We start from the raw sequence: 15,101 nt of genomic DNA on the forward strand, positions 1-15,101 counted from the left end.
CACCTCGAGGGGCAGAGGTACGCCGGTCTAAAGTTTCTCGCATGACAGTTCCCAAGCCGAAAACGGGTCGCTCGACGGTCTCGATCGTTGGGCGGGCCGTCGCGGGCCTGGTCAGCGTCGGCGCGGGCACCGTCTTCGTCTTCTGCGGCTGGCTCGTGATCTCGAGCCGGTTCGGCCTGACGCAGACCGATATGCACGGCTATGGCCTGATCTTCGGCAGCGCATTCGCGACGATCGCCGCGCTCGTTCTCGCCGTCGCGCTTCCCCTCGCATTCAGCCTCCGCCGCCGAGGTCGGGTGTACGCGTACACCATGCCGTTCTTCGTCATCGTGCTCGGCTTGGCGATCGCAGCCCTCGTGACCGCCTGACCTCACCGGCCGCCCTCCTCCGCGGGCCGCCCTACGATGGAACGACCCACCCCGAGCACCGATGGAGAGCCCCGCATGCCCACGAGCAAGAAGCGATCCAGCGCCAAGAAGCGCACCGGAGTCTCCCGCTCCGTCGGCACCTCCCCCACCGCGATCTCCGCACTCACACTCGCCTTCGGGTCGTGGTATCGAACGCACGCGGAGGGGCTCGACGACCACCCCACTCCCGACGCGATGCTCGCCTCGTTCTCGAGGCTCAACACGATCACCGCCGGCCTTCCCGGAAAACGCACCCTCGCGCATCCGGTGCCCGACACTCTCGATGCCCTGCTCGATCACTTCGATGACGCCGACGACGCCGAACTCGACGCTCCCGTCTGGGAGGGCGCATCGGTCGTCGATGTGCTCGACCATCTGCTCGACTTCTTGATCGAGACCGAGCGCTGGAGAGGTACGACGGCCGAGCTCGAGGAGAGCTCGGAGATCATCCACGAGCTCACCGGCGACGAAGGCGGCGCCGCGTCCGGCTTCTTCACCCTGCTGGTCGAGAGCCTCGAGACCGTCGAGGCAGCCCCCGTCGAGGCGCAGCTCGCCTCGCTCGACCGCTGGTCGGTCATCGCCGCGATCCCCGGCTTCCTCGCATGGATCGGCGACGGGAAGACCCTCACTGCGACGGGTGCGCTCCGCACCGCCGACATTCCCGTTGTCGAGGGACTGCTGGGTCTACCGCCGCAGCGGCAGGTTCCCGGGGCAAGCATGTGGGACTCGCAGCCACTCTCGGCCTGGTGGTACGCACTGGCCGAGTCGAAGATCATCGCACTCGACGGCCCCTCGCTTCGCGCGGGCTCTGGCTTCGGCCCCTGGGTCGATGGCGACTCAGCCGAGGCCCTCGAGTTGCGAGTGGCGTTCGTTCGCCACTACCTCACGTGGTGGCTGACCAAAGAGCTGGATGCCGACACCGAGTTGGGCTCGGAGGTCACCATCCGGGTCATCGGCCAACTCTGCGTGGCCCTCTCGCCCGAGCTGCTGCCCGGCGCATCGGTCGACGCGCTCAATCTGGTGTTCGACGACGCGCGGCCCGATCACGATGACCCCGACGACGAGGGGCTGTTCGGCGACGATGACGAAGAGCTCTCGGCCGAGGTGCACCGCCTGTCGAACGAGTACGCGTCCGAGCGCACGGTCGCCGTACTCGGCGAGCTGTCCACCTCGGGTGCGCTGACAGAGACGCCCGTGGCGACCGGAGGCATCCGCTACGTCGTCGAACCCGACCGCGCGCATGCCTTCTCTCGAGCGCTGCAGCTGGCCGTCGGCGGGTTCGTCGACGACGAGCCGCGCGATGACGAGGGCGAAACCGCCTAGCTAGTTCGCGGCGAAGCGGTCGGTCGCCTCGATCAGCGCGTCGAGGATGCCGGGCTCGTCGAACGCGTGACCGGCGTCGGGAATCAGTCGGAACTCCGCCTCGGGCAGGGCCTCATGCAGATCCCAGGCCGTGACGGCGGGAGTGCAGAGGTCGTAGCGACCCTGCACGATCACCGTGGGAATGTCTCGCAGCACCGAGGCATTCGCGATGAGCTGCCCGTCCTCCATCCAGCCCTCGTTCACGAAGTAGTGATTCTCGATGCGCGCGAACGCCAGCGCGTAGACGGGGTCGGCGAACGCCGCGACGAGTTCGGGCCGCGGCAGCAGGGTGATGGCGGATGCCTCCCACGTCGCCCACGCGACGGCCGCCGGCCCGTGCACGGCCGGGTCGGGGTCGTTGAGCAGCCGGTGGTAGGCCTGGATGAGCGCACCGCGCTCGTCGACGGGCACCGGGGCGAGGAATCCGCCCCAGAGGTCGGGCAGCACCTCGTTGGCCCCGGCCCCCTCGTAGAACCAGGCGAGCTCCGAACGGCGCAGGGTGAAGATGCCGCGAAGCACGAGTTCGCTTACGCGGTCGGGATGCGTTTCGGCGTACGCGAGCGCGAGGGTGCTGCCCCACGAACCGCCGAACACCTGCCAGCGGACGACGCCGAGGTGCTCGCGCAGCAGTTCGAGGTCGGCCACGAGATGCCAGGTGGTGTTCGTCGCCAGATCGAAGCCCGGCTCGCTGGCGTGTGGCAGGCTGCGCCCGCAGCCGCGCTGGTCGAGAACGACGATCAGGTAGCGGCTCGGATCGAACAGCCGACGATGCGCGGGACCCGATCCGGCCCCCGGTCCACCGTGCAGGAACACGACGGGCTTGCCATCGGGGTTGCCCGACGTCTCCCAGTAGATCGACTGGCCGTCTCCGACGTCGAGCAGGCCGGAGTCGAAGGGCTCGATGTCAGGGTAGAGAGTGCGCATGACTTAGCTGGCCGCCTCAACAGCGGCTTGGGTGAGTTCCACGAACTCGTCGGGGGTGACGTACTCGCCCATAGTGGACTTGACGCTTGTGACCACTACGACTCCATCGCCTGCGGCTAAGAAGAAGGGAAGGTCGTGCTTTACATAATTGATGGTGACGCTGAGCGTGTACCCGATGACGGCGCCATCAATCCCCGTCGTGGGGAGAGGACTCAGCTCGAACTGGGCCTGCTTCCCTTGGACCGTGGTTTCTTGGGGGTTGCCAAAGCAAGGGGTAACGGCAGCCTCGATGTCTGCGACGACTTCCTGGGGGTTTTCGGCGGGGGCGACGCCCTCGCTGAATTCAGCGTCTCTGCGCTGGAACGTGATTGTGGCGGCGCTGTCTGGATCCAGATTGACCACCGAGCTCAGGTCTCCTGCGCAGACGTTGTCGTCGGTGCTCTTATCCGACGACGTCGCAGGAGACTCGCTCGTGTCTTCTGGCTTGATCGCCCAGCCGCCGGTGGGGATCTCGTCGAGAGTCAGCAGCTTCGCTTCGAGGTCTTTCTTCGAGTCGGCGGTGGCTACGGGCGCGCTCGGCGCGCTCGATTTGCTGGCCCCATCGGTTCCGCCCGAATGGGATGGGCTGCCCGAGCAACCGGCGGCGCTCATAGCGACAATCGCCCCGAGTGTGAGAGTGCTGAGTAACCGTGTTTTCAAAGCGAGCCTCCTTGATTAGCGGAGCCCCAGTATCCCAAAACGACGTCCGCGGCGAACGACGTGCCTGGTACTCAGCGTCCCACGAGCCCCGTGTCGTAGGCGAGGATCACGGCGTGCACGCGGTCGCGCAGCTCGAGCTTCTGCAGAATGCGACCCACGTGGGTCTTCACTGTCGATTCCGACAGCACGAAGCGTGCGGCGATCTCCATGTTCGACAGGCCCTCTCCGATGGCAGTGAGCACCTCGAGTTCGCGCTCCGTGAGCACGGCCAGCCGCGCAGCCGAGGCCGTCTGCGAGGGCCCGCCCGACGCATCCGGAAGGCTGTCGCCGAACATCGTGAGCAGCTCGCGGGTGATGCGCGCCGAGACGGCGGCGTCACCCGACGCGACGGCCCGAATGGCGGTGACCAGCTCGGTCGGTCTCGCGTCTTTGAGCAGGAATCCGCTGGCGCCGGCGCGTAGGCCGGCGAACGCGTACTCGTCGAGGTCGAAGGTGGTGAGGATGATGATGCGACTGGCCGCCTGCTCGCGCACGATCTCGCGCGTCGCCTCGATGCCGTCGAGAACCGGCATGCGCACATCCATGAGGATCACGTCGGGCCGGAGGGCGCGCGCCTGTCGCACCGCGTCTCGGCCGTCGCCCGCCTCGCCGACGACCTCGAAGCCCGGCTCCGACTCGAGCACCATGCGCATGCCCACACGCAGCAGGGCCTGATCGTCGACGAGCAGGATGCGCACGGCCGGGTGTTCGACGGAGCCGGTGGAATCGGGGGCGAGACTCATAGCGGGGTGCTTTCTTATCGGGATGAATGATCTGAAGGGTCGGCTGCCGTGGGAATCGTCGCGTGCACGCGCCATCCCCGGGGCTCGACGGCGCCGGCTTCGACCGTGCCTCCGTAGAGCGCGACGCGCTCGCGCATGCCGATGAGCCCGCGACCCGAGCCGACCGAGACCACGGCCGAGTCCGTCGCGACGCCGAAACCGTCGTCACGCACCGTCACCTCGCTGAGCGCCGGATCCGTGAAGTCGACCGTGACCTCGACTCGCGACGGAGTCCGCGAGTAGCGCAGGGCATTCGTCAGGGCCTCTTGAACCACCCGGAAGACGGTGAGCTGCGTGGCGGAGTCGTCGGGAACGGCGCCCGAGATGGTCAGGGTAATGGGGAGTCCCGCGGCGCGATACGAGTCGATCAGGGGGCGCAGCTCGTCGAACGTGGGCTGCGGCGCGAGAGGAACGGCACCCGTGGCGGTCGGATCGTCGGCGGGGCCGTCGCCGGAGGCTTCGGTCAGCACCCCGAGCACCCGACGCATGTCGGTGAGCGACGTGCGGCCGATCTCCGAGACGTGCGCCATCGCATCCATCGCCCGGCTCGGGTCGCTGGTCGCGGCGCGCGTCGCGCCATCGGCCAGGGCGATCATCACCGTCAGACTGTGGGCGACGATGTCGTGCATCTCGCGGGCGATGCGGGCCCGTTCGGATGCCGTGGCGAGTTGCGCTTGCTGGTCTCGCTCGCGGGCCAGCTGGGCTGCGCGGGCGAACAGCGCATCCATGTACCGCGCCCTGTTGCCGACGCTGATGCCGATGAGCGTCGCGATCACGAAGACCATTCCGTAGCCGAGGAAGGCGACCAGCCCCACCGCCACGTCGAGGAGGCCCGCTGAGAGCGCGCCGAGTGTGGCGGCGGCCGTTCCGATGATCGTCCACAACCAGGCCGATCTTGCCGATCGATAGACCGCGAGCGCGTAGAGCGCGATGACCATCGCGATGATGCCGACCGACGAACCCGTGTTGCCGGGGAAGATCGCCAGCAGAAGCACGCTCGAGATGCCCGCGAGGATGCGCGGAATGAAGCGGCGGAACAGGATGGCCGCTGTCGTGCCGAGAGAGAGGATGCCCGACAGCAGCACGACGGCGATCGGCACGGAGCCGGTCGCCGACGAGATGACCGATCCGAGCGACGCGTAGTAGAACAGGCCCATCAGAACCGAGTCGATGATCCACGGGTTGCGACGGAAGAACGTGCGGATGAATCCGGGAGGCTTCGGCAGGCCGAGTCTCTGAGGGTCGTAGTCTTCGCCCCTCTTGGGGCGCAGAACGCGCGACGATCCAGCCTGGGCCTGGGGCACCGGGGCTGGATCGGTCGACACGAGAGCTACGCGTCCCTTCGCTTCATCAGAACAGCCGCGGCAGTGAGCAGAACGGCGACCCATCCGAGCATAACGAGCAGCGCCTGCCAGGGTTCGAAGATGCCACCCCAGTAGTAGAGGCCCTGCCCTGCGGAGCTGGGTGTCCACTCGGCCATGCTGTTGGCCCACGGCGCGGGGATCACCGAGAGGATCGTGGGTGCCACGAGCAGCAGTCCGAGGCTCGCCGCGATGCCACCCGGGGTGGAGCGCAGCGTGGCCCCGATGCCGAGCGAGATGAGGCCGATCAGCACCAGGAAGCCGGCGGCACCGACGAAGTGCAGCCACAGCGCGCCGTCGAACGGGTCGGCCTGCACTCCCACGCCGCCGAGGATCGGTATCGTCACGAGGTAGCTCGCGACGATGCCCACGAGCGTGACCATGAACGTCGCGATCGAGAAGACGATGGCCTTGGCGGCGAGCACCGGCAGGCGACTCGGCACGGCCATGAACGACGAGCGGATCTGCCCGGTCGCGTACTCACCGCTGATCACCAGCACGCCCAGCACGGCGATCACCAGCTGACCGAAGACGAGACCGACGGTCGAGACGGTGACGGCCGCATCCGTCGCGGCCTCACCGGATACCTGGCCGAAACGACCGTCGGCGGTGAGTGCGAACAGCACCGCCATGCCGACCTGGATGGCGAGGATGATCCCGAACGACCACCAGGTGGAGCGCAGGCTCCGCAACTTGATCCACTCGCTGCGCAGAATGCCGGTGGCGCTGAGGCCCCGGTTCGACGCGTCGATGTGACTCGAACGGGCGAGACTGGGTTGGGCAAGGGTACTCATCGGACAACCTCCGGGGTGACGGACTGCGTGTGATATTCGACTTCGTCTGCGGTCAGACGAAGGTAGGCCTCTTCGAGAGAGCCGGTGACGGTGGTCAGCTCGTGCAAGACCAGACCGTTGGATGCGGCGATGCCGCCGACGGTCGCGGCAGAGACGCCGGCCACGTCGAGCGTCGAGCCGCTCGCACTGGTGATCTGAACATCCGGGGCGGCGAGCAGCCGGGCGAGCTCTGCCGCCTGCGGGCTCGAGACGCGCACCGAGGTGACCGCGCCCTGTCCGACGATGTCGGCCACCGGGGCATCCGCGATGACGCGGCCCCGACCGAACACGATGATGTGATCTGCAGTCATCGCCATCTCGCTCATGAGGTGGCTGGAGAGCAGAATGGTGCGGCCCTCAGACGCAAGGTGCTTGAGGAGCCCGCGCACCCAGAGAACGCCCTCGGGGTCGAGGCCGTTGATGGGCTCGTCGAGGATCAGGGTCTGCGGGTCGCCGAGGAGGGCGGCCGCGATGCCGAGGCGCTGCCCCATACCGAGCGAGAACCCGCCGACGCGCTTGCCGGCCACGGCCTGCAGGCCGGTCAGGTCGATGACCTCGCGCACTCGAGCCGCTCCGATGCCGTGCGTGGCACCGAGGGCAAGGAGGTGGTTGTAGGCCGAACGACCCGAGTGGATGGCCTTCGCGTCGAGCAGGGCTCCGACCTCGTGCAGAGGTGCGGAGTGCTCGGCGTAGAAGTGGCCGTTCACACGGACACTTCCCGCCGTGGGCCGGTCGAGCCCCACGATCATGCGCATCGTGGTGGACTTGCCCGCACCGTTCGGACCCAGCAGGCCCGTGACCTTGCCCGGCCGCACGGTGAAGGTCACGTCGTCTACGGCGACTCGTTGGCCGTAGCGCTTCGTGAGGGACTGTGCTTCGATCATGTCGATCTCCTGTCGATTCACGTCTGTGAAGTTGACGTGGAGGAGGCCGACCCTCCCCCACTTCTTCGACAGTAGAAGTCGGCGAAGACGAGCGAATCGCCCGCCGGGAGGGTCTTGATCGGAGCGCGTCGTACCCGGGTACCACCCGGGGGCTCAGCGGTCTCGGTGCACGGTGCTAGATGCGCTCCTTCTGCTTCTTCGACAGTGCCTTCTCGTCGATGGGAGCTTCGCCCGACGCGCGCTGCTCGGCGTAGTAGTCGCGTGCCTCTTTCTGACGCGTCGCCTCGGCGCCCGTCGCGATCGACGCGCGGATGTGCTCGGGGCCGTAGCCGAAGGCATCCACCAGGTCCTGGGCGTGCGGCCGGAGCCGCGCGATCAGGCGATCGATGTAGGCCGTGACGGCCTGCGCACGCTTCGGTGACAGGCGGCCGTTGATGAGGTACCACGCCAGGTGCTTCTCGACGAGGCCGAGCCCGAACAGGTCGCGCACCCAGGTGAGCACCACGCGGGTGCCCTCGTCGTCGATGTGGTCGAGCGCATCGGTGAACGCCTCCCACTGCAGCAGCTCTGCGTGGGCCCGGGCCGCATCGATGACCGCGCTCTGATTCGCGTTGAAGAGATCAGCGGCGACTTGCTTCGAGGCCTTCGTTCCCGGGCGCAGCCTGCCCGCCACCTCGGCGACCATGGCCTCGACGCGGTCGGTCAGCAGGGCGCGCTGGGCGCCGGTCTCGCGCAGCTGCTCTACGCTTCGAGCAACCGATCCTCGATCCGACAGGTTCTGAGCGAGGGTGCGCAGACCCGTGCCGCTGACGGTGCGATCCGTCGCCTGCTCGACGACGTAGCGGGCGAGCACCCCCACGTCGGCCTTGGCGAAGCGTCGGCTGTAGTCGGTGAGCAGACGCTTGGCCACGAGCTGCAGAAGCACGTGGTTGTCGCCCTCGAATGTGGCGTACACGTCGAGATCGGCTCGCAGTCCCACGAGGCGGTTCTCCGCAAGGAACCCGGCACCGCCGCACGCCTCGCGCGCCTCCTGCAGAGTGTCGAGAGCGTGCCAGGTCGAGAGCGGCTTGAGCGCGGCGGCGAGGGTCTCGAGGTCTTGCCGATCGGCATCGGTGTCTGTGGCACCCGAGAAGACCCCGTCGAACTTGGTGAGCAGCTGCTCGTGCGCGAAGCTCGCCGCATAGGTCGTGGCGATCAGGGGAATCAGTCGGCGCTGGTGCACCTGGTAGTCGAGGATCACCTCTTCGTCGGTATCGCTGCCGGCGGTGAACTGACGACGCTCGTTGCCGTAGCGAACAGCGATCGCGAGGGCCACCTTCGCCGCCGCCACCGAGGCGCCGTCGAGCGAGACCCTGCCCTGCACCAGGGTGCCGAGCATGGTGAAGAAGCGGCGGCCGGGGCTCTGGATGGGCGAGGAATACGTGCCGTCGACGTCGACATTGCCGTAACGGTTGAGCAGGTTCTCGCGCGGGATCCGCACGCCGGAGAAGTGGAGTCGACCGTTGTCGATGCCGTTCAGGCCACCCTTGAGCCCGTCGTCTTCGCCGCCGACACCGGGCAGGAACTGCCCGTCGGAGTCGCGCAGCGGCACGTAGAAGGCGTGCACCCCGTGGTTGATGCCCTCGGTGATCAGCTGGGCGAACAGCACCGCCGCGGTTCCGTGCACGGCGGCGTTGCCGAGGTAGTCCTTCCAGGCACCGCGGAACGGAGTGTCGATCACGAACTCCTGGCTCCCCACGTCGAAGGTCGCGGTCGTGGCGATGGCGGCCACGTCGGAGCCGTGGCCGGTCTCCGTCATCGCGAAGGCGCCGGGAACCTCGAGACTCATGATCGGGGGAAGGAACTTCTCGTGGTGATACTCCGTGCCCAGGTGAAGCACCGCCGCACCGAAGAGGCCCCACTGCACACCGGACTTGATCTGCAGGGAGGGATCGGCCGTGACGAGCTCCTCGAACCCGGCGATGTTGCCGCCGTGATCGTCTTCGCCGCCGAGGCTCTTCGGAAAGGCCTTCAGCACTCCTCCGTGCTCGACGAGCAGCTCGAGCTGGTGGAATACGGTGGCTCGGTGATCCGCGAGTGTCTGTCCGTCGACGCGTTGCATCTCTTTTCGAGCGGTGAGCGCGCGAGCGGCGATGCGCGCGTCGGCCCAGGTGCCCAGCAGGTACTGGCCGAGCGCGGCCGTGTCGATACGAGAATCCGACTTGTCGATCGTCATGCCGCCCGTCGTCTCGTCGAGATTCTCGCTCTCTTCGATCCGGTCTGCGAGCTGTGTCGAGCTGTCGCTGTTCGTCTGGTTCTTCACCGCGTCCACCATCATTGGCCTCTTCCGTGCGCTGTCAGCAAATCTTCATCCACGCTACGAGCGGGTGCGTGACCACGAAAATTCACCGTCCGTGCCCTACAACGAGCCCTCGCCGACCGAGGCGTCGCGTTGATGATGTCTACAGACGAACCCGGAATAGACAGGCGTTCCTCCACAACACCGGGGCGGTGGATCAGGCGAGCGAGGCCTCGACGCGACGGGCCTCGCGTCGCCGCGCCACGGCATCCACCGAGGTCGCGACGATGAGGGCCAGGCAGAGTACGGCGACGCCGGGCGCCACGAGGTCGATGGCGACGTTGAGGCCCGAGGACGTGGCGAGGGCGCCCGCAACGACGGCTGTGATGGCCTGGAGCAGATAGGAGAAGAGGTAGAGCAGCGAGAGGGTTCCGCCACGATGCTCGGGAAGCGCCGTGCGGTTCAGCAGGGTCAGACCGCCGGTGAAGACGAAGGAATACCCCACACCGCCCACGACGCACCACACGACGAAGAGCAGGATCGACCCCTGGGCCGCTGTGAGCTCCATCACGCCGAGGCCGGCGATGCTGATGACGGCACCGACGATGAGCGACACATGTGCCGGAACCCTCTGCAACAGGAGCGCGGTCACTCCGATCACCACCGACGATATGGCGAGCAGAGCGCCGACGATCAAGAGGTTCGTGGTGCCGGTGAGATCTCGCGCCATCGATGCGCCGAGAGACAGGAAGATCGCGCCGACGCTGTAGGCCACGGTGACGCCGAGGGTCGACGCGATGAAGGTGCGCAACAGGGAGCGGGGCACGTGGACGCCCGACGGCTTCCACCGGGCGGGCCGCCCGTCGGAGCCGACTACACGGGCCGGATTGTCGCGCCGCATGAACCACACCACGGCGAACGAGAGGCCGGCGAGAACGAAGAGCACCCAGAAGCTCAACTGGAGGGGCCACGGTGCGTACTGTGCGAGGCCACCGCTCACGAAAAGCACCAGGGTGAGGCCGGTCGATGTTGACACGGTCGTGAGCACCGAGGCGAAGCGCGGGTTGCTTGAGAGGTTGTTCTCGACGAGCGCCGCGCTGGCCGCGCCGAGCGCGAATCCGGTTCCCACGCCCTGCAGCACCCTGCCCGCGAAGAGAAAGCCCACATTCGGCGCGATTGCGAAGACGAACGCGGATGCGACGATCAGCCCGACGCCGACGAGCATCGCTCGGCGCCGACCGATGGTGTCGGAGATGCCGCCCGCGAGAAGCAGCACGAGCAGGAGTGCGACGGGGTAGGTGCCGAAGATCGACGTCGTCACCACGGGAGAGAGATCCCACTCCGCGGCGTAGCTCGGATAGAGGGTCGACGGCGCCCCGCTGGCCCAGAGACAGAGAGCCAGCACGATGGCCGCGGCCCAGAAGCTGCCTTTCTTACCCCACTGTCGACGCGTGCGAGTCTGATCGGTCTCAGCGGGAGTCATGGCGCCACACTAACCTGCCCCGAGACGGCCGTTACTTCTGTTCCTGCCGCGGGAACACGATCTTCTGGATGATGATGATCGTCGACGCCGCGACCGGGATCGCGACGAGCGCACCGAGGATTCCGCCCAGGGTTCCGCCGGCGACCGCGGCGATCACGACCACCGCCCCAGGTACCGAGACGGCTCGGTTCATGATGCGCGGACTCAAGAAGTACGCCTCGACCTGCATGTAGACCAGGTACCAGATGAGGGCGACGAGAGCGGTCAACGGCGAGGCGAAGAGGCACGTCAGAACGATGATGATCGAGCCCGTGAGCGTTCCGACGAGGGGAACGAGCGAGAACAGGAACGCGATGAAGGCGAGGAGCACGAATTGCGGGGCGCCGATGATCCACAGGAAGATCGCGCTCAGCACGCCGTTGACCGCAGCGAGCGACACCTGCCCGACGACGTAGCGGCCGACGGCCGAGGTGATGTCCTCGGACACGTCGATAAAGCCCGCGCGCTTGCTGGACGGAACGAAACGGTAGGTGACGCGCTTGATCGAGCGCAGCGACGCGAGGAAGTACAGCGTGAGGATGAGAACGACGACGGCGCCCGTCACTCCGCTCGCCACGCCCGCACCCACGGCCAGGATGCCGCCGCCCAGGTTCACGAAGTTGTTCGGATCGCTCACGAAATCGGTCACGCTCTTGGCGACCGAGTCGAAATCGACGACGCCGGAGAGCTGCCGTTCCGTCGTCTTCACGAAGTCGCTGTCGACGACGCGGTTGACGATGTCGGGGAAGTTGGCGATGAGATTCGAGATCTGCTCCACGATCACGGGAATGATCGTGAGGAGGAGCCCGGCGAAGGCGAGAATGACGCCGGCGAACACCACCATGATCGCAGCCCAGCGAGGGAGCTTCCTCTCGAGCCATGACACGAGGGGATCGAGGCCCAGCGCCAGGAAGAGCGCGACGCCCACGTAGATCAGAACCGTGGTGAGCTGCCCGATGACGCCGCCGATGAGGATCGAGACGAGCACTCCGAGCCCGCCGACCAGGCCGATGCGGAACGCGTTGATCCGCACAGGCGGAAGCGCCGTGCTTCCGGGAACGACGATGTCGGACTGGGGCTGCTGTACCGCTGCGGTACGGCGTCTCTTGAGGTTGAACATTCGGTTCCCCGTCTTGTCGTTTCGGCGCGCTCACCCCACCTTAGGAGGGTCTGTTGCGCCCGAGTGCGCGCTTGACTTTCTCGATGGCCGACACGGCGGGAACCTCGTTGTATACGCCGGCCGATTCCTGGCCCGACATTCGCTGGATGTCCTCCATCAGCACGTCGGTCAGCTTGCGCCTCGCGCGCGCCGAATTCGCCTGCCCGTACTCCGACGCGTCGATGGGACGACCGAACTCGACCGACACTTTGTGCACCCGGGGAATCTTCGAACCGACAGGCTGCAGCTTCTCGGTACCGATCAGCGCGACAGGCACGATGAGGCTGTCGGAGCTCATGGCGAGCCAGGCAGCGCCGGTTCGGCCCTTGTAGATCCGACCGTCCCGAGAGCGGGTCCCTTCGGGATAGATCGCGAAGGCCTCGTCTCGCTCGAGGATCGCGAGTCCCGCATCCAGAGCGTCTTGTGCGGCCTGGCCGGCACCGCGATCGACCGGCACCGCGCCGATGGCAGAGAAGAACGACCTCGCTAGCCATCCCTTTGCGCCTTCGCCGGTGAAGTAGTCGGATTTGGCGAGGAACGAGACGTTGCGTGGAGCGACCAGGGTCAGAACGACGCTGTCGATGAAGCTGAGGTGGTTGCTCGCGAGTAGGACTCGGCCGGTTCGAGGCACGTTGTCTCGACCGATCACCGTGGGCCGGTACACCGCTCGCGCCACGGGAGCGAGGAAAGCACGGCTGAGGAGGGTGATCATCCGTCCAGTCTCGCAGGGCGCTCATAGCTCCACGGGAATGCTCTGCGATACGACGTGTATCTATGCTCGGATTAGGATATGGCGTCGCTCGCGACGACCTCGAGCAGCGCGGCTCCGTACTTCTGGAGCTTGGCCTCGCCGATTCCGCTGATGGATCCCGCCTGGTCGAGCGTGCTGGGGCGCGCGCTGGCAACGGCCCGCAGCGTGGCGTCGCCGAACACGATGTAGGCCGGAACGCCCTGTTCACGAGCCTCGCCCGCGCGCCAGGCGCGCAGCTTCTCGAACAACTCCTGGTCGGCCGGTGCCAGCTCGGCGGTGGCCGCCTTCGACTTCGACGAACCCGACGAGCGCACGCTTCGAGCGGCCCGTTCGGCTTCTCGACGCATCGACACCGGATGACGGCCCGCGAGCACCTCGCCGCTCGCCTCGGTGATCACCAGGGTTCCATAGCCGTCGTCGTTCACGGCGAGCAGGCCCTGGGCAAGGAGTTGGCGCACCACTCCGCGCCACTGCTGGTCGCTGAGATCCTGTCCGAGACCCCAGGTGGAGAGGCTCTGATGATTCAGTTGCGTGACCCTGTCGGTGACCTTGCCTCGCAAGATGTCGATGAGCTGGCCGGCGCCGAATCGCTGATTGCGTTCGCGCTGCAGGCGCACGACCGTCGAGAGGAGCTTCTGCGCTGCGACAGTGCCGTCCCACGATTCGGGCGGCTCGAGGCACGTGTCACAGTTTCCGCACGGAGTGGACTGCTGCCCGAAGTAGCCCAGCAGGTTGACCCGACGACAGTGCACCGTCTCGCAGAGGGCGAGCATCGCGTCGAGGTGGGCTGACAGCCGTCGGCGGTGGGCGAGATCCCCGGGAGACTCGTCGATCATGCGGCGCTGCTGCACGACGTCTTGGAGCCCATAGGCGAGCCAGGCCGTCGAGGGCAGTCCGTCGCGACCCGCTCGACCCGTCTCTTGGTAGTAGCCCTCGACCGACTTGGGAAGGTCGACGTGGGCGACGAAGCGCACGTCGGGCTTGTCGATACCCATACCGAACGCGATGGTGGCGACGATGATGATGCCGTCTTCTCGCAGGAAGCGTGACTGGGTGGACGCCCGGAGTCGCGAGTCGAGGCCCGCGTGATACGGCAGCGCCTTGAGGCCGTTGTCGGCCAGGAACTGTGCCGTCTTCTCGACGGTGTTGCGCGAGAGCGCATAGACGATGCCCGAGTCGGTGGGGTGCTCGCCCTTGATGAGCGAGAGCAGCTGCTTGCGCACCTCGCCCTTGTTCTCGATGCGGTAGCGGATGTTCGGCCGGTCGAAGCTGGCGACGAAGTGCTTGGCCTGCTGCATTCCGAGGCGCTCGGTGATCTCGGCGTGCGTGGTCTCGGTCGCCGTAGCCGTGAGCGCGATGCGGGGAACGTCGGGCCAGCGCTCGGCCAACTCGGAGAGAGCGAGGTAGTCGGGTCTGAAGTCGTGCCCCCATTGCGACACGCAGTGCGCCTCGTCGATGGCGAAGAGCGCAATCTCCCCCTGGGCGAGAAACCGCTTCGTCGCCTCGTTCGACAGGCGCTCCGGCGCCACGTAGAGCAGGTCGAGCTGCCCGCCCAGGTAAGCGTTCTCGACGCGCGCCCGCTCTGCGGCATCCTGAGTGGAGTTGAGGAAGGCGGCGCGAACGCCGACCGCGGTGAGTGCGTCGACCTGATCCTGCATCAGTGCGATCAGAGGCGAGATGACGACGCCGGTACCCCGACGAACGAGCGAGGGAATCTGGTAGCACAGCGACTTGCCACCGCCGGTCGGCATGAGCACGACAGTGTCGCCGCCATCGATGACGTTCTGGATGATCGCCGCCTGGTCGCCGCGGAACGTCTCGTACCCGAAGACCCGCTGCAGGGCCTCGACCGCCGTCTCCGGAGTGGCGACGGCGACGTCGGCCGCCTCGGTCGCCGTTGCTTGAGCCTGCGTTCCCTGAGCCTGCGTTGCCTGAGCCCGCGTTCCCTGAGCCTGTCGAAGGGCAGGTGCCGGGCCTTCGTCATAGTAGGGATCGTAGGGCGGCTCTTCGTCGAGTGGTGGCGGTTCGGCCTCCGGGTCCCAGGGGATGTCTGCGTTCCACGTCACGCTCCGAAGTTTACCGGGGCTCTCCGACCCCGAC

13 protein-coding genes are annotated in these 15,101 nt (G+C 67.0%); 2 read left to right on the plus strand and 11 right to left on the minus strand.

The window, feature by feature from the left end; genetic code table 11:
* Window positions 1-41 precede the first annotated feature (41 nt).
* Window positions 42-368 carry a hypothetical protein gene (locus tag ASE64_RS08145; RefSeq protein ID WP_055778604.1) on the plus strand — a complete coding sequence of 109 codons (327 nt, stop codon included), beginning with the start codon at window positions 42-44 and terminating at the stop codon, window positions 366-368.
* A gap of 75 nt (window positions 369-443) precedes the next feature.
* Window positions 444-1,730, plus strand: coding sequence for a hypothetical protein (locus ASE64_RS08150; protein WP_055778607.1), 1,287 nt, complete (start codon window positions 444-446; stop codon window positions 1,728-1,730).
* On the opposite strand, the gene pip is transcribed toward ASE64_RS08150, so the two are convergent.
* From pip to recQ, 11 genes are all read right to left on the minus strand, one after another.
* Entirely contained in the window at window positions 1,731-2,693 is a 963-nt protein-coding gene (pip, locus tag ASE64_RS08155) for a prolyl aminopeptidase (RefSeq protein WP_055778610.1), read from the minus strand.
* A gap of 3 nt (window positions 2,694-2,696) precedes the next feature.
* A complete protein-coding gene (locus tag ASE64_RS08160; protein ID WP_156351716.1) occupies window positions 2,697-3,344 on the minus strand; it encodes a hypothetical protein in 648 nt (215 codons plus the stop codon).
* 119 nt (window positions 3,345-3,463) lie between these two features.
* On the minus strand, window positions 3,464-4,174 hold the full coding sequence (locus ASE64_RS08165) for a response regulator (protein ID WP_055778618.1): 711 nt from the start codon (window positions 4,172-4,174) through the stop codon (window positions 3,464-3,466).
* A gap of 14 nt (window positions 4,175-4,188) precedes the next feature.
* Window positions 4,189-5,538 carry a sensor histidine kinase gene (locus ASE64_RS08170; RefSeq protein ID WP_055778621.1) on the minus strand — a complete coding sequence of 450 codons (1,350 nt, stop codon included), beginning with the start codon at window positions 5,536-5,538 and terminating at the stop codon, window positions 4,189-4,191.
* A 5-nt stretch (window positions 5,539-5,543) separates the two neighbouring features.
* Window positions 5,544-6,368 (minus strand): ABC transporter permease subunit, encoded by an 825-nt coding sequence (locus ASE64_RS08175; protein ID WP_055778623.1) that lies wholly within the window; start codon window positions 6,366-6,368, stop codon window positions 5,544-5,546.
* Complete coding sequence (locus tag ASE64_RS08180) at window positions 6,365-7,291, minus strand: ABC transporter ATP-binding protein (protein WP_055778626.1); 927 nt, start codon at window positions 7,289-7,291, stop codon at window positions 6,365-6,367. The genes ASE64_RS08175 and ASE64_RS08180 overlap by 4 nt, the downstream gene beginning before the upstream one ends.
* A gap of 175 nt (window positions 7,292-7,466) precedes the next feature.
* The gene (locus tag ASE64_RS08185; protein ID WP_055779811.1) at window positions 7,467-9,506 is read right to left on the minus strand and encodes an acyl-CoA dehydrogenase family protein; all 2,040 of its coding nucleotides are present in this window, start codon (window positions 9,504-9,506) and stop codon (window positions 7,467-7,469) included.
* A gap of 280 nt (window positions 9,507-9,786) precedes the next feature.
* The gene (locus ASE64_RS08190) at window positions 9,787-11,052 is read right to left on the minus strand and encodes an MFS transporter (protein WP_235480538.1); all 1,266 of its coding nucleotides are present in this window, start codon (window positions 11,050-11,052) and stop codon (window positions 9,787-9,789) included.
* A 31-nt stretch (window positions 11,053-11,083) separates the two neighbouring features.
* Entirely contained in the window at window positions 11,084-12,211 is a 1,128-nt protein-coding gene (locus tag ASE64_RS08195) for an AI-2E family transporter (RefSeq protein ID WP_082465998.1), read from the minus strand.
* Window positions 12,212-12,251: 40 nt separating this feature from the next.
* Complete coding sequence (locus ASE64_RS08200; RefSeq protein WP_055778628.1) at window positions 12,252-12,962, minus strand: lysophospholipid acyltransferase family protein; 711 nt, start codon at window positions 12,960-12,962, stop codon at window positions 12,252-12,254.
* A gap of 71 nt (window positions 12,963-13,033) precedes the next feature.
* Window positions 13,034-15,067, minus strand: a complete 2,034-nt coding sequence (gene recQ, locus ASE64_RS08205; protein ID WP_200920160.1) for a DNA helicase RecQ — start codon at window positions 15,065-15,067, stop codon at window positions 13,034-13,036.
* Window positions 15,068-15,101: the final 34 nt, after the last annotated feature.

The organism is Agreia sp. Leaf210, from assembly GCF_001421485.1.
GTDB lineage: Bacteria > Actinomycetota > Actinomycetes > Actinomycetales > Microbacteriaceae > Agreia.